We start from the raw sequence: 14,264 nt of genomic DNA on the forward strand, positions 1-14,264 counted from the left end.
TGCAAAAATAGGAGGCTGTTGTTCCGGATTGTACCAGCAAAGCAGCGTTAGCCGGTGGGTAGGCGCGCCTGGCGGCGGCGTGCGGCCCGGAACAACGGTTAGCCCAGCACGCGCAATTTCGCAAAACTCAGCAATAACGTCTTCTCGCCGACCTCGTCGAAGTTGATAATGGCTTTGGTGGTGCCCTGCACGGTTTCCAGCTTGGTTACCTGGCCAAAGCCGAACTTGGGATGCTCGACGCGCTGGCCGGTTTGCAGGTTGCTGGTGTCGGAAGGTACGAAATCGGCCGGTGCCACGTACTTGGTGGCAGCTGTCTTACGCGGCGCGGGCGGAATCAGGTTCGAGCGGCGCTCAAACACGTGCCCGAACGGCGACTCGCCCGGCCCGGCGCGGTCGGGCCCGGGGCCGGCCGAATACTTGAAGTCGACGAATTTTGGGTCGATTTCGTCGAGGAAGCGGCTTTTCTCGCAGCTGCGCAGGTTGCCCCACTGGTAGCGGGAGGTGGCGTAGCTCAGGGTCAGCTTTTTCTCGGCCCGGGTGATGGCCACGTAGAACAGGCGGCGCTCCTCTTCCAGATCGGCCTTGGAGGTAATCATCATCTGGCTCGGGAACAGGTTTTCCTCCATGCCCACGATATAGACGTTGCGGAATTCCAGGCCCTTGGCCGAGTGAATGGTCATCATGGTCACCTGCTCGCCCTCGGCCTGGGCGTCCTTGGTGTCGGCGTCGGTCACCAGGGCAATGTCCTGCAGGAAGGCGCCCAGCGTTTTTTCCTCGCGCTCGGGGTCTTCCACGAAAGCCTTCACGCCGTTCAATAGTTCCTGGATGTTCTCGTAGCGGCTCAGGCCCTCGATGCTCTTATCGGCGTAGAGCTCCTCAATCATGCCCGAGTTCTTGGCAATGAACTTGGCCGCCTCGAAGGCATCGTCCTTGGCCGCAATGGCCGTGTACGCCTTAATTTTCTCGGCGAAGTCCACAATCGGGTTGGCGGCACGGGCCGGCAGAAACTGGTCGGCGTTGGCCACCACTTCCCAGATGGTGTGGTTGCTTTCCTCGGCCGCGCTGAGCAGCTTGGCAATGGTGGTGTCGCCGATGCCGCGCTTGGGGTAGTTGATGACGCGGCGCAACGCCTGCTCGTCGTTGGGGTTCACCGTAAGGCGCAGGTAAGCCACCAAATCCTTGATTTCTTTGCGCTGGTAGAAGCTCAGGCCGCCTACAATCTTGTACTTGATGTTGAGCTTGCGCAACGATTCCTCCATGGCCCGGCTCTGGGCGTTGGTGCGGTACAGGATGGCAAAGTCGTCGTACGACAGATGCTGGTTCATCTTGTCCTCGTAGATGCTCTGGGCCACCAGCTTACCCTCCTCGTTGTCGGAGGCAGCCTTCAGTACCTCAATCAGCGGGCCTTCCTCATTGTCCGAGAAAACGTCCTTGCGCAGCTGGGCCTGGTTGTTCTTGATAACCGAGTTGGCCGCCCACACGATGTTCTTGGTAGAGCGGTAGTTCTGCTCCAGCTTGAACACCTGCAGTTCGGGGTAATCTTTCTCGAAGTTGAGGATGTTCTGAATATCAGCGCCCCGGAAGGCGTAGATGCTCTGCGCGTCGTCGCCCACCACGCAGATGTTGCGCTCCTTGGCGGCCAGCTTGCGCGCAATCAGATACTGGGAGTAGTTGGTGTCCTGGTACTCGTCCACCATCACGTACCGGAACATGTTCTGGTACTTGTTCAGCACGTCGGGGTGGTCCTTGAACAGCACGTTGGTCTGGTAAAGCAGATCGTCGAAGTCCATGGCCCCGGCCTTGAAGCAGCGGGCGGCATACTGCTGGTAGATGGCGCCCAGCTTGGGCCGCAGCGCCGCCTCGTCGTCCTGCCGGATTACGGGGTCGTTGACGTACTGCTGCACCGAAATTAGCTTGTTCTTGGCCGACGAAATCCGGCTCAGCACCATGTTCGGCTTGTAGAGCTTGTCGTCGAGCTCCATTTCCTTCAGGATCTGGCCGATGAGGGTTTTGCTGTCCTGCGTGTCGTAGATGGTGAAGGAGCGGGGGTAGCCCATCTTGTCGGCCTCGGAGCGCAGAATACGCGCGAAAATGCTGTGGAAGGTGCCCATCCACAGGTTTTTGGCCTCGGGGCCCACCACCTTCTCAATGCGGGCGCGCATCTCCTTGGCGGCCTTGTTGGTGAAGGTGAGGGCCAGCACGTTGAACGGATTGACGCCCTGCTCCAGCAGGTTGGCAATGCGGTAGGTCAGCACCCGGGTTTTGCCCGAGCCCGCGCCGGCTATAATCATGCAGGGGCCTTCAATCTGCATGACGGCGGCGGCCTGCGAGGGGTTCAGTAAGGAATGATAATCGAGTCCCATGCGGTGTTGGCTAAGCATATTGGCTTGTTAGCAAAGGTACGGCATTGCAGCCGGGCCACGAAACAGGGTTATCTTTGTGTTTCCGATTTCCTGCCGTGGGCCCCGGCGGTTTTGCCGCCGACTGTTCTCCGGCACACTGCAAAACCGTCGGCAGGCGCTGCGGAACCCTACTACCATGATTCAGATCCAGAACACCCTGATTTCCGACGACGTTCGGGATAATTTCTTCGTCTGCAACCTCGAAGCCTGCAAGGGCGCCTGCTGCGTGGAAGGCGACCTGGGCGCGCCGCTCGAAGACGCCGAGCTGGCCATCCTGGAGCAGGAGTACGCCGCCATCAAGCCCTTCCTCACCGAGGCCGGCCAGCAGGCCATCGAGGCCCAGGGCCTCTACATCAAAGACTGGGAAGGCGACTACAGCACCACCACCATCAACGACCGGGAGTGCGCCTACGCCCTCTATGACGAACGGGGCATCCTAAAGTGCGGCATCGAGCAGGCCTACCTAGCTGGCGCCACCAGCTTCAAGAAGCCCATCAGCTGCCACCTATACCCCATCCGCATCACCAAGTACGACGGCTTCGAGGCCCTCAACTACGACCGGTGGAGCATCTGCTCGCCCGCCTGCAGCTTCGGCGCCAACCTGGGCGTGCGCGTTTATCAGTTCCTGAAAGAGCCCTTGATCCGCAAGTACGGCGAGGACTGGTACGGCGAGCTGGTGCACGAAATCGAGCACGGCAACCCTGCCGAATAAGCAAAAAAGACCGGCTATACAGCCGGCCTTTTCTTTTACATGCTTTTCAGGTTACTAAAACCAGCTTACTGCCACGTTTCGGTGCGCGTCTGGCTGGTGCCGGTGGGCGTGAAGGTGCGGTTGGCGCCGCCTTCATAGAGCACGTTGCCGGCGGCATCCTTGCGGATGTACTTGTACTGCACGCTGGTGCCGCTGGTCAGGTTGATGGTGCCTTTCCACACGGGGAAGGAGGCGCCGCTCAGCTTGATGGCGTTGGCCGTGTTCCAGGCGCCGAGCTGGGCGGTGCTGCCCAGCACGTACACATCCTGCCCCGATACGGTGCCGCTATACGTCACGTTAAACGAAACAGCCGTGGTAGTGGTGGATGGAGGCGTCGTGACGGTGCCGCCGGGCACCCATACCGAGTAGCTGCGGGCATTCACCGGGAAGTTGCCGGTGCCGTTGGCATCGGTGGTCACGGTGCTGGTGTTGTTGCCGGTTTTGTCGGTCAGCGTGGCGCTCTTGAAGGGCGTGGTCACCGTTTTGGTGCGGGCCGTGCTGCCGTCGTTGAGCAGCAGGAGCAGGCCTTTGTGCGAGGCGTCGCCGGCGCGGGAGTACACGTACACGTCGGCGTCGTTCACGCTGGTGTACTCGGCGGCGGCACCGTAGGCGTTGGCCTGGCGGATGCCGTTGAGGGTTTTAATCTGGTTGCCGAGGCCGTAGTTGTAGTAGTCCTTGTAGAACACGCAGGGGTAGCCGTTGGCGCGGGTCAGGATGTAGGCGTAGGCCAGCATCTTGAGGTTGGTCACGGGCGAGTACAGGGCGCCGGGGTGGTCGGTGTCGTGGTTATCCACGAACGACACCGACAGCGTCGGGTTCGACTCAGTGAAACCGGCGAACTGCAGCCCGCGCATGTCCCAGGCGCCGTTGCCGTTGCTCATGTCCTGGAAGGTGTAGTGCAGCGGCACGTCGAAGAGGCTGGTGCGGCCACCGGTGGCGGCGGCGTAGTTCTTCAGGTCCTGCAGGTTGCGGAACCACGCCTCCGAAACGGCAAAGCGGCCGTTGGTTTTCACCGCATCCAGCCACTGGTTCACGTAGGGCGTGTAGATGTGCTTGGTGGCATCGAGGCGGTAGCCGTCGAGACTCATCTTGGTGGTAATCCAGTTGCCCCAGTTGATGGTCTCGGTCTGGTTGCTGGTGTTGCCATTATACTGGATTTCCGAGCCGAGCAGGTTGTCGTAGGCGTCGTTGTTGGCGTAGGGCTGGAAGTCCCAGCTTTTCCACTGGTACCAGCCGTTGTTGGGCGCCTGCTGCGTGCCGGTGAAGTTGTTGAAGGTCCACTTGTAGCTGCTGTAGGTGTTGCCGCGGCCGGGGAAGTTGAACTTGGTGTACACCAGGTTGCCGTTCACGTTTTCCTGGGCGTCGGCCCAGGTCATGTGGTTCATCACCATGTCCTCGTACACCTGCAGGCCCTGGGCCTTCATGGCCCCAATAGCGGTCTGCAGCTGCCCGATGGTGCCGTAGCGCGTGGCCACGGTACCTTTCTGGTTGAACTCGCCCAGGTCGTAGCGGTCATACACGCCGTAGCCGACGTCGCTCTGGCTGCCGCCTTTGTATGCCGGCGGGAGCCACAGAGCAGTAATGCCGGCGGACTTCAGCTCGGCGGCCCGAGAGCCCAGCACCTGCCACCAGGTGCCCTGCGTGCTGCTGATCGGCACATCCCAGTAGAAGGCCTGCATCATCACACCATTGGTCGCCACGGCACTCTGTGTGACCGGGGCGGCGCTTGGGGCTGCCATGGGCTGCACCGCGTCTTTGTTGCAGGCTTGCGTCAGCAGTCCTGCGGCAGCCAGCCCGCAGAGGGCCAGCGCGTTCATTTTTCTCATAAAAGTGGGAGTTGGTTGTGGTAAGAAAGAACGAAGCAATACTACCGGATTTATGAGAATTATTCAATTGACGCCCAGTGATTTTGCGTGTAGAATTTGGGCTAATATTCAAAATAAGCCATTTTTAGCGCCTGAGGCTATGTTTAGCCGATTCGCCTGTGTATCAGGATGCTTGTAATAATACTATATTGACCAAAGCTGGTGCTGTGTTGCTCCGTTTCGGATGGGCCACGCACGAAAACGCCCGGCCTGCAAAGCAGATCGGGCGTTGAAACGAAGGCGGTTAGCGGGCTAAACTTACAGCTCCGTGAAGTCGAAAGAGGTTTCCAGGAACTTCGTGGTGAAGTTGCCCGACTTGAAGTCGGCGTTGTCCATCAGCTTCAGGTGGAACGGAATCGTCGTTTTCACGCCTTCCACCACAAACTCGCTCAGGGCGCGCTTCATCTTCACGATGCACTCCTCCCGGGTCTGGGCCACGGTGATGAGCTTGGCAATCATCGAGTCGTAGTTCGATGGAATCTGGTAGCCGGCATATACGTGCGTGTCTACGCGCACGCCGTGGCCGCCGGGGATGTGCAGGGTCGTGATTTTGCCCGGCGACGGACGGAAATCCTTGCTTGGGTCCTCGGCGTTGATGCGGCACTCCATGGCGTGCATCTTGGGGGCGTAGTTGTTGCCCGAAATCGGGATGCCCGCCGCCACCTTGATCTGCTCCTTGATCAGGTCGTAGTTGATAACCTCTTCCGTCACGGGGTGCTCCACCTGAATGCGGGTGTTCATCTCCATGAAGTAGAAGTTGCGGTCCTTGTCCACCAGAAACTCGATGGTGCCCACGCCTTCGTAGCCGATAGCGGCAGCTCCAGCAATGGCGGCTGCGCCCATCCGCTCGCGCAGATCGTCGGTCATGAAGGGCGAAGGGGCCTCTTCCACCAGCTTCTGGTGGCGGCGCTGAATGCTGCAGTCGCGCTCCGAAAGGTGGCACACGTGGCCGAACTGGTCGCCGCAGATCTGGATTTCAATGTGGCGGGGCTCCACCACAAACTTCTCCAGGTACATGCCGTCGTTGCCGAAGGCGGCTTTCGATTCGGTGCGGGCGTCGTTCCAGGCTTTCTCGAACTCGTCTTCGGAGTTGATGATGCGCATGCCGCGCCCGCCGCCGCCGGCTGTCGCCTTCAGAATAACGGGGTACTTGATCTTGGCGGCAATCTTCTTGCCCTGCTCCACCGATTCCAGCAAGCCCACCGAACCCGGAATGCAGGGTACGCCGGCCTTGATCATGGTGGCTTTGGCCGAAGCCTTGTCGCCCATCTGGTTGATCATCTCGGGCGAGGCCCCGATGAACTTGATGCCATTTTCATGGCACACGCGCGAGAATTCGGCGTTTTCGCTCAGGAAGCCATAACCCGGATGAATGGCGTCAGCGTTGGTGATTTCGGCGGCGGCAATCAGTGTCGGGATGCTCAGGTAGCTCTGCGACGAAGCCGGTGGGCCGATGCACACGGCCTCATCAGCAAAGCGCACGTGCAGGCTTTCCTTGTCGGCGGTGGAGTACACAGCCACCGTCTTGATGCCCATCTCCTTGCAGGTGCGGATAATGCGCAACGCAATTTCGCCCCGGTTGGCAATCAGTATTTTTTTGAACACGAGTTCAGTATTGAGTGGTGAGTATTAAGTAGTGAGTAATGAGCAACAGCCACTTCATGATTTCTGGAGTTACCCAGTCTCACTACTTAGTACTCACTACTCCATACCAAAAATTACATCGGCTCAATCAGGAACAGCGGCTGGTCGTATTCCACTGGCGAAGCGTTTTCCACCAGAGCTTTTACCACGCGGCCGCTCTGCTCGGCTTCAATTTCGTTGAAGAGCTTCATAGCCTCAATGATGCAAATCACCTGACCTTTCTCCACCAGGTCACCGACTTGGATGAAGGCGGGCGTTTCGGGGCTGCTGCTGCGGTAGAACGTGCCAATCATCGGGGATTTCAGCGGTACCATGTTGGCGGCTTCGGCCGGAGCCGCGGCGGCTGGGGCCGGAGCTGCTGCTGCCGCTGCAACCGGGGCTGCTGGGGCCGGAGCCGCCACGGCGGCCGGAGCTGCCTGGGGCGCTGGGGCCGCTACGCTCATCACCTGGCGGGTGTTGGGCTCGCGCTGAACCGAGATTTTAAATTCCTCGGTTTCGATGTTGACTTTGTTCAGTCCCGACTTGGCGATGAAGTCGATGAGGTCCTGGAGTTCTTTGGCTTTCATGGAGGAAGGCTTGAGTGGCTGCTTACTTGACTCTTTCGACATAGGAGTAGTCGCTGGTCTTGATGCGGATTTTGGTGTCAGTATCAATGAACAGCGGCACCTGAATGCGGGCGCCGGTTTCCACGATGGCCGGCTTGAGGGTGTTGGTAGCGGTGTCGCCTTTCAGGCCGGGCTCGGTGTAGGTCACTACCAGCTCCACGGTGGTCGGCAGCTCGGCCGTGAGGGGCTGCTCGGTCTCGGCGTGGAACAGGATGGTGGCCACTTGGCCTTCCTTCATGATATCGGCGAAGGGCACCATGGCCTCGGGCAGCACTACCTGCTCAAACGACTCGTTGTCCATGAACGTGTAGCCGTAGTCGTCTTTGTACAGGTACTGGTGCGGGCGCTGCTCTACGCGGGCCGTCTCCACTTTTACGCCAGCATTGAACGTGTTGTCGATGACGCGGCCGGTTTTGATGTTGCGGAGCTTGGTGCGCACGAAGGCCGGGCCTTTGCCGGGCTTCACGTGCTGAAATTCGGTGATGACGTGCAATTCGCCGTTGTAGTTCAGAACGAGCCCGTTGCGAAAGTCTGCAGTGGTTGCCATGGGTGGGAATTAAGAATTAGGAATTAAGCATCAAGAAGTACACATTATCCATTGGCTGGAAATCTGGCTGAAAGCAACGAGCCAATGGCTAATTTTTACTTCTCAAGTCTTAATTGAAAAAAGAAGTGCCGTCCCGGCAGTGGTGGCGGGGCGGCACGACGGGAGTGCAAGTATAGAGGTTTTCCGTTTTCGCGCCGCTATTCCTGGGGGGCGTTTGGATCGGGTTTGGGGTCGTAGGCCCACTTCAGGTAGATGGAGCCCCAGGTGAAGCCCCCACCGAAAGCGGCCAGCACGAGGTTGTCGCCGCGGCGCAGCTGCTGCTCGTAGTCGGCCAGGCACAGCGGAATCGTGCCGTTGGTGGTGTTGCCGTAGCGGTGGATGTTGAGCATCACCTTCTCCGGGCCCACGCCCATGCGGTTGGCGGTGGCATCAATGATGCGCTTGTTGGCCTGGTGCGGTACTAGCCACGCCACTTCCTCGTTGGTGAGGTGGTTGCGCTCCATCACCTGAGCCGCTACGTTGGCCATGTTCGTGACGGCGAATTTGAACACCGTGGCGCCTTCCTGATACACGAAATGCTCGCGGTTGGCCACGGTTTCGGAAGAAGGCGGGCGGCGGCTGCCACCGGCTTTCTGATGCAGATACTGCTCGCCGTTACCGTCGGAGCGGAGCACCTGGTCGAGTACGCCGAAACCATCCGTGTTAGGTTCGAGCAGCACGGCGCCGGCGCCATCCCCAAAGATGATGCAGTTGGCGCGGTCGGTGTAGTCGATGATGGACGACATCTTGTCGGCACCCACCACCACTACCTTCTGGTAGGTGCCAGTCTGGATGTACTGGGCGCCGGTGGCCAGCGCAAACAGGAAGCCCGAACAGGCGGCCTGCATGTCAAAGCTGAACGCCTTGGTGGTGCCCACGGCAGCCGAAATAATGTTAGCCGTGGCCGGAAACACCAGGTCCGGGGTGGTGGTCGAGCAGATCAGCAGATCAATGTCCTCGGCTTTGGTGCCCGTTTTCTCCAGCAGTTGCTGCACTGCCTTGATGGCCATCACCGAAGTGCCCTGGTTTTCGCCTTTCAGGATGCGACGCTCCTTAATGCCCGTCCGGGTGGTAATCCACTCGTCGGTTGTATCTACCAGCTTCTCGAGTTCGTGGTTGGTAAGCACGTAATCGGGCACGTAAGAGCCCACTCCGGTAATTGCAGCGGTTATTTTCATTGAAGAAAGGTCGGGGGCGCGGCAAGAAAAAATCCGGCCGGGGCCGGACTTAGTCGCTAGGACTTGAAAGTGTTTTTTATCTGGTCGGAGATGCCGGAATGTGCCATCTGGTAGCCTTGCAGCAGCATGTTGCAGATAGCCAGCGGCGTGCTGACACCGTGCCCGATGATGGCATTGTCGTTGATGCCCAAGATAGGGGAGCCGCCGACAGCTTCGTAGTTGAACTTGTCGAAGAACGGATCCTGCATCTTCTTGTCGGCCATGATGTCGTAGATGGACTCGGCCATCTTCAGCATCACGTTGCCGGTGTAGCCGTCGCAGACGATGACGTCGGCCTTGTCGTTGAATAGGTCGCGCCCTTCGATATTGCCGATGAAGTGAATATGGGGGTTCACTTTCAGCAGCTGATGAGCGGCCTGCGTGATAGAAGTGCCTTTGCCTTCTTCTTCACCCAGGTTCATCAGCCCAACCTTGGGCTTGTCGATGCCCAACACGTACTGCGCGTAGAGGGAGCCCAGCTCGCCGAATTGCTCCAGCATTTCGGGCTTGCACTCAGCGTTGGCCCCCACGTCCAGCAGAATACCCAGGCCGCCGTGCAGCTTGGGTACAAAGTTGGCAATGGCCGGGCGCATAACGCCCGGAACCGGCTTCACGCTGAACATGGCCCCCACGAGCATAGCGCCCGTGTTGCCGGCCGAGCAAAACGCTTCCACCTCGCCGGTGTGCAGCATACGGTAGCCGACGGCAATGCTGGAATCCTGCTTCTGCTGGTAGGCTTTGGCCGGATGCTCGCCCATTTCAATAATCTGCGAGGCCGGCACCAACTCCAGTTCAGCAGCTGCCGCACCATGCTTTTCCAGCAGCGGACGAACAGCATCTTCCTGGCCGATTAGCACAATCCGGGCCTTGCCAGCCAGCTGTTGGGCAGCCAGCACAGCACCGTCAACAGCTGCCTGGGGCGCAAAATCGCCCCCCATAGCGTCCAGGGCTATCTTCATGTACGGGGTATCAAAGAGGAGTCTGGGAGAGAAACCCGCAGCTAACTCCCGGGCCCCGCCCTACGCCTAAAAAGCGCAGAGCGGGGCCACTAATAGGGGAGCAGCCGCAGGAAAAGCGGCGACGCGACTATTCTTCGTCGTTGTCGGAGGCGGCAGCCGGAGCAGCTACGGGAGCGTAGTCCTTGATGGCAACTTTGCCGTGCAGGTACAGGTCGCCGTCCACTACATAGGCCTTGTGGCGCAGGTGCAGTTCGCCGGTGGTAGCGCAGAGGCTTACAGCTTTCGGGGTCAGTTTGTCGTGCGAGCGACGCTTGTCGCGGGTGGCGGAGGAGGTCCGGCGTTTAGGATGAGCCATGGTACAGTTAAAAAAGAAAAGTTGAAATCAGGAAAAGGGGCTAAGCCGGGGCTTAGTTGAGATTGCGCAGGGCATTCCAGCGCGGGTCAATATCGTCGTCGCCGTCGTCATCCCCATCCGAGTCGCCATCCTGGCGGGTGGTGAAGATGAGCTTGGTGGCAGAGTCGGGGTCTTCATCGGGCTCGTTCTGGAAGCGCGGGTGCAGCTTCTTCATGGGCAGCGCCAGCCCGATGTAGTCGAACAGGTGCTGGGCCAGGGGCAGCGTCTGGGTGTCGGCCGTAATCTGCAGCACGTTATCGTCGAGCTCCACCTCCCGGTCGCCGTAGCGCACGAGCAGCTGCTCCTGCGTGTCGATTTCCTGGTCGTAGTCGTCGAGGCTCCGGTCGCAGACCTGGCGCACGGTGCCCTTGATGTCGAAATCGAGGGTCAGCAGGCGGTCGGTTTTGTGCAGCGTCACGTCGGCGTGCACGGTCCCGTCGGGGATGAGCTGCTGGTCGAACTGCTCGAAAAAGGCACGGTCGAGCTCAAACGCAAAATGGTGCGTTTTGTCGGCCAGTTTGGCAATATTCAAGTCGTATTGCGAGTCCTTCTTCACGGTTTAGTAGGTAGCAGGGGGCAAAAGTAATAAGTTTTCCCCGTTTTGTAAAAGCAGATAGTGCTGTTTGGCGGGCGGTCAGGCGTATTTCAGGATGAAATCGGGCGGGATGCCGAGCCGCTCGTAGAGGCGCTTGGCCAGGTCGAGCGTGACACGCCGCTTGCCGCTGAGAATCTGGGAGAGGCGCCCGGCGGGCACTTCCAGCAGCTGCGCCAGATCCTTCTGCTTGAGCCGCATCTGCTGGCGCTTCAGCTCAATCATCTCCGCTAGCGAAGTGGGCAGGTTCGGAATCGGGAGCAGGCCCAGCTTGCCTTCGTAGGCATCGAGGGCCGCAATCAGCTCCCGCAGCTCGGCTTCCAGGGCCGCATTGCCTTCCACGCCGGCGGCCACCAAGGCGTCGAGGCGACGCAGGGCGGTACGGTAATCAGGCGGAGTGAGAAGCAGCATTAGGAAGTAGTACGGGAACCGGAATCCGGGTAATGATGCTGCAAAGCTACGGTGCGTGTTTCGAAAGGCCAAACAAAATTTCGATTTTGAAAAGAATGTTTCAATAAGGAAACGAAAAAGCCGCCTCCCCCACATGGAGAGAAGACGGCTTTTTAGGCTGATAGAAAGCTGATTGGCGCCTACTCGTGGCGGCCGCCGCGCAAAGGCGGGCCGGGCACCAGCGGCTTGATGCCGGCCAGCAGCTGACGCTGGCGCACCAGCTCGCAGGCCATATACAGCGCCTCCCGGAACGACGTTTCGTCGGCCTTGAACTGCCCGGCCAGGCCGTAGGCAGTGCCGTGGTCGGGGGAGGTGCGGATGACGGGCAGGCCGGCCGTGAAGTTCACGCCCCGCTCGAAGGCCAGGGTTTTGAATGGAATCAGACCCTGGTCGTGGTACAGGGAAAGCGTGGCGTCGAACTGGCGGTACTGGCCGGTGCCGAAGTAGCCGTCGGCGGGGTAGGGGCCATAGACCAAGTGGCCGTCATGGAGCAGCTGCTGTACCACGGGCGTCACGACGTCGCGCTCCTCGGTGCCGAGCAGGCCGTTTTCGCCGGCGTGGGGGTTGAGGCCCAGCACGGCCACGCGCGGCTTCTCAATGCCGAAGTCTTGCTTCAGCGACTTGAGCAGAATGCGCAGCTTGGTGTTCAGCAGCTCCTTGGTAACGCGGCCGGGCACGTCCTTGAGCGGGATGTGGCCGGTGGCGGTGGCCACGCGCAGCTCATCGGCGGCCAGCAGCATCAGGCTCTCCTTGGTGTCGAAGAAAGCCGTCAGGAACTCGGTGTGGCCGGGGTAGCGGAAATCGTCGGCCTGGGTGTTTTCCTTGCTGATGGGCGCCGTGACAAGGGCGTCGAGCAGGCCGGCTTTCAGGTCGCGGGCGGCGGCGAGCAAACTCTGACGGGCGGCGGTGCCGCTGGCGGCACTGGGCTGGCCGGGCGTGAGGTGGAAGTCGTCTTCCCAGCACGTCACGGCGTTGTGCTTGCCGGGCGCAATGTCGGCGGCTTCGCGCACCTGCCGGAACGTGAGCGGCTCGCCATCGGCGGGCACCGGAAAGTCGTCGAAGAGCACCGTAGCGGTGCCGTACACGACCGGCGTGCAGAACTTGAGCAGGCGCTGGTCGAGGAAGGTTTTATAGATGATTTCCGGGCCGATACCGGCAAGGTCGCCAACGGAAATGCCAATGCGTGGAAGCATGATTTTAGGGCTTGGGGATTGAGGGGGCTTTGAACGTCATGCAGAGACGCAGCCGAAGCATCTCGCTCGTGTAGTGATTACCATACTGGCGAGATGCTTCGCTACGCCTTCGGCTTCGCTCAGCATGACGGCCTTTTACAGGACGTTCTTAGGCCTTGCCTTTCAGGAATTCATACGTGAGGCGCACGGCGGTGCCGGTGCCGCCTTTGCCGCGGTAGGAGTCGGGGGCGGTGAGGAAGGCGGGGGCGGCAATGTCGAAATGCACCCAGGGGTAGCCGTCGGTGAAGCGCTCCAGGAACTTGCCGGCCGAAATGGCGCCGGCTTCGGCCTTGCCGATGTTGTTGATGTCGGCAATGTCGGACTTGATGTGGTCGGCGTACTCATCCCAGAGCGGAAACTCCACCAGCCGCTCGTGGGTGGCGTGGCCGGCCTTTTTTAGGGCGCTGAGCGTGTCTTCGTCGGCGGTGCCCATGCACACGATGCCTTCCTTGCCAATGGCGCGGGCGGCCGAGCCGGTGAGCGTGGCGAAGTCGAGCACCAGCTCGGGGTCATACTTTTTGGCAAAGGCCAGGGCATCGCCGAGCAGCAGGCGGCCTTCGGCGTCGGTGTTCATCACCTCCACGGTGAGGCCGCTGTACATGGTAATCACGTCGCCGGGGGCGAAGGCGAGGCCGCCGGGGCGGTTGTCGGTGGCCGGCACGAGGCCGATAACGTGCAGCGGCACCTGGTTTTTGGCCAGCGCGTAGAGCGTGCCCACCACGGCGGCGCCGCCGGCCATATCGCACTTCATCATGTCCATGCTGGCGGGCGTAGGCTTGAGGCTCAGGCCGCCGGTATCAAACACCACGCCTTTGCCGACCAGCACGTAGGGCTTCTTATTGGTGGCGCCTTCCGGCTTGTACTCCATGATGGTGAACGTGGGCGGCTCGGGGCTGCCCTGGTTGACGGCCAGCAGGCCACCCATGCGCAGGGCCTCAATCCGCACCAGATCCAGGATTTCGGTGTGGAAGCCAGCTTCTTCTCCGGCCGCAGCCATGCGCTCGGCAAACTGCAGGGCGTTGAGCTTGTTGAGGGGCGCGTTTACCAGGTCGCGGGCTAGGAATACCCCATCCAGTACGTGTTGCAGCTCCTGCACCCGCTCGGCGCTGAGGTGCGGGCCCACCAGCGTTACGCTTTCCAGCGGGGCCGCCTGGCGGGATTTCTCGTCGGTTTTGTAGCCTTCAAACTGATAGGCCGTGAGGGCCAGGCCCTCGGCCAGCGGCAGCGCGCCGCCGTCGGTCAAGTCCTGGATGAACAGGTTACGCACCTTGTCGGCCTTGAGCTGGGCGTGCAGCTGGTGGCCGCTTTTGCGCAGGGCTTCGGCAGCCAGGGCCGGCGTCTTTTTGTCAGCGGCCACCACGTAGTAGTGGTGGTGGGCGTAGTGGTTGATGCGGATCAGCTTGCTGTCGGCGGCCAGCTGGTCGGCCACGTACTGGCGGGCCGGCTCGGAGAGGTCGGCAGCGGCGGCTACGGGCAGCTCGGTGGTGCCGGCTGGCAGGATAAACACGGTATCGGCCGAGGCGGAGAAATCGGCAGCGTAACGAAGGAGCAGCGACATAGAAACAGG

At 60.4% G+C, this 14,264-nt stretch carries 13 protein-coding genes; 1 reads left to right on the forward strand and 12 read right to left on the reverse strand.

Features of this window, described 5'->3' with window-relative positions:
• Positions 1–98: 98 nt before the first annotated feature.
• Positions 99–2,381 carry an ATP-dependent helicase gene (locus O9Z63_RS05670; RefSeq protein ID WP_408613594.1) on the reverse strand — a complete coding sequence of 761 codons (2,283 nt, stop codon included), beginning with the start codon at positions 2,379–2,381 and terminating at the stop codon, positions 99–101.
• 157 nt (positions 2,382–2,538) lie between these two features.
• On the opposite strand from O9Z63_RS05670, the gene O9Z63_RS05675 reads away from it, so the two are divergent.
• Positions 2,539–3,114, forward strand: a complete 576-nt coding sequence (locus O9Z63_RS05675) for a DUF3109 family protein (protein ID WP_044017920.1) — start codon at positions 2,539–2,541, stop codon at positions 3,112–3,114.
• A gap of 65 nt (positions 3,115–3,179) precedes the next feature.
• Here O9Z63_RS05675 and O9Z63_RS05680 read toward each other — a convergent pair whose 3' ends face one another.
• The 11 genes from O9Z63_RS05680 to O9Z63_RS05730 all read right to left on the reverse strand — a co-directional run bounded on the left by O9Z63_RS05680 (position 3,180) and on the right by O9Z63_RS05730 (position 14,255).
• The gene (locus tag O9Z63_RS05680; RefSeq protein WP_270128352.1) at positions 3,180–4,979 is read right to left on the reverse strand and encodes an alpha-amylase; all 1,800 of its coding nucleotides are present in this window, start codon (positions 4,977–4,979) and stop codon (positions 3,180–3,182) included.
• 297 nt (positions 4,980–5,276) lie between these two features.
• A complete protein-coding gene (gene accC, locus O9Z63_RS05685; protein WP_270128353.1) occupies positions 5,277–6,623 on the reverse strand; it encodes an acetyl-CoA carboxylase biotin carboxylase subunit in 1,347 nt (448 codons plus the stop codon).
• Between the two features lie 113 nt (positions 6,624–6,736).
• Entirely contained in the window at positions 6,737–7,228 is a 492-nt protein-coding gene (accB, locus tag O9Z63_RS05690) for an acetyl-CoA carboxylase biotin carboxyl carrier protein (RefSeq protein WP_270128354.1), read from the reverse strand.
• A 22-nt stretch (positions 7,229–7,250) separates the two neighbouring features.
• Positions 7,251–7,814 carry an elongation factor P gene (gene efp, locus O9Z63_RS05695; RefSeq protein WP_044017917.1) on the reverse strand — a complete coding sequence of 188 codons (564 nt, stop codon included), beginning with the start codon at positions 7,812–7,814 and terminating at the stop codon, positions 7,251–7,253.
• A gap of 197 nt (positions 7,815–8,011) precedes the next feature.
• Positions 8,012–9,031 (reverse strand): beta-ketoacyl-ACP synthase III, encoded by a 1,020-nt coding sequence (locus O9Z63_RS05700; protein WP_270128355.1) that lies wholly within the window; start codon positions 9,029–9,031, stop codon positions 8,012–8,014.
• 56 nt (positions 9,032–9,087) lie between these two features.
• Positions 9,088–10,029, reverse strand: a complete 942-nt coding sequence (plsX, locus tag O9Z63_RS05705) for a phosphate acyltransferase PlsX (RefSeq protein ID WP_270128356.1) — start codon at positions 10,027–10,029, stop codon at positions 9,088–9,090.
• A gap of 127 nt (positions 10,030–10,156) precedes the next feature.
• A complete protein-coding gene (gene rpmF / locus O9Z63_RS05710) occupies positions 10,157–10,384 on the reverse strand; it encodes a 50S ribosomal protein L32 (RefSeq protein ID WP_044017914.1) in 228 nt (75 codons plus the stop codon).
• 52 nt (positions 10,385–10,436) lie between these two features.
• On the reverse strand, positions 10,437–10,979 hold the full coding sequence (locus O9Z63_RS05715) for a YceD family protein (protein ID WP_270128357.1): 543 nt from the start codon (positions 10,977–10,979) through the stop codon (positions 10,437–10,439).
• 78 nt (positions 10,980–11,057) lie between these two features.
• A complete protein-coding gene (locus O9Z63_RS05720; RefSeq protein ID WP_044017912.1) occupies positions 11,058–11,426 on the reverse strand; it encodes a helix-turn-helix domain-containing protein in 369 nt (122 codons plus the stop codon).
• A gap of 179 nt (positions 11,427–11,605) precedes the next feature.
• Complete coding sequence (gene pdxA / locus O9Z63_RS05725; protein ID WP_270128358.1) at positions 11,606–12,658, reverse strand: 4-hydroxythreonine-4-phosphate dehydrogenase PdxA; 1,053 nt, start codon at positions 12,656–12,658, stop codon at positions 11,606–11,608.
• Between the two features lie 148 nt (positions 12,659–12,806).
• Complete coding sequence (locus tag O9Z63_RS05730; protein ID WP_270128359.1) at positions 12,807–14,255, reverse strand: leucyl aminopeptidase family protein; 1,449 nt, start codon at positions 14,253–14,255, stop codon at positions 12,807–12,809.
• Between the last annotated feature and the right edge of the window lie 9 nt (positions 14,256–14,264).

It is taken from the genome of Hymenobacter yonginensis, assembly GCF_027625995.1.
GTDB classification, from domain to species: domain Bacteria; phylum Bacteroidota; class Bacteroidia; order Cytophagales; family Hymenobacteraceae; genus Hymenobacter; species Hymenobacter yonginensis.

Excerpts from the sequence above, each read along its gene's own strand:
- O9Z63_RS05730 (WP_270128359.1), bottom strand. The coding sequence starts at position 14,255 with ATGTCGCTGCTCCTTCGTTACGCTGCCGATTTCTCCGCCTCGGCCGAT.
- O9Z63_RS05670 (WP_408613594.1), bottom strand. The coding sequence starts at position 2,381 with ATGCTTAGCCAACACCGCATGGGACTCGATTATCATTCCTTACTGAAC.
- O9Z63_RS05675 (WP_044017920.1), top strand. The coding sequence starts at position 2,539 with ATGATTCAGATCCAGAACACCCTGATTTCCGACGACGTTCGGGATAAT.
- O9Z63_RS05680 (WP_270128352.1), bottom strand. The coding sequence starts at position 4,979 with ATGAGAAAAATGAACGCGCTGGCCCTCTGCGGGCTGGCTGCCGCAGGA.
- O9Z63_RS05700 (WP_270128355.1), bottom strand. The coding sequence starts at position 9,031 with ATGAAAATAACCGCTGCAATTACCGGAGTGGGCTCTTACGTGCCCGAT.
- efp (WP_044017917.1), bottom strand. The coding sequence starts at position 7,814 with ATGGCAACCACTGCAGACTTTCGCAACGGGCTCGTTCTGAACTACAAC.
- rpmF (WP_044017914.1), bottom strand. The coding sequence starts at position 10,384 with ATGGCTCATCCTAAACGCCGGACCTCCTCCGCCACCCGCGACAAGCGT.
- accB (WP_270128354.1), bottom strand. The coding sequence starts at position 7,228 with ATGAAAGCCAAAGAACTCCAGGACCTCATCGACTTCATCGCCAAGTCG.
- pdxA (WP_270128358.1), bottom strand. The coding sequence starts at position 12,658 with ATGCTTCCACGCATTGGCATTTCCGTTGGCGACCTTGCCGGTATCGGC.
- O9Z63_RS05720 (WP_044017912.1), bottom strand. The coding sequence starts at position 11,426 with ATGCTGCTTCTCACTCCGCCTGATTACCGTACCGCCCTGCGTCGCCTC.
- plsX (WP_270128356.1), bottom strand. The coding sequence starts at position 10,029 with ATGAAGATAGCCCTGGACGCTATGGGGGGCGATTTTGCGCCCCAGGCA.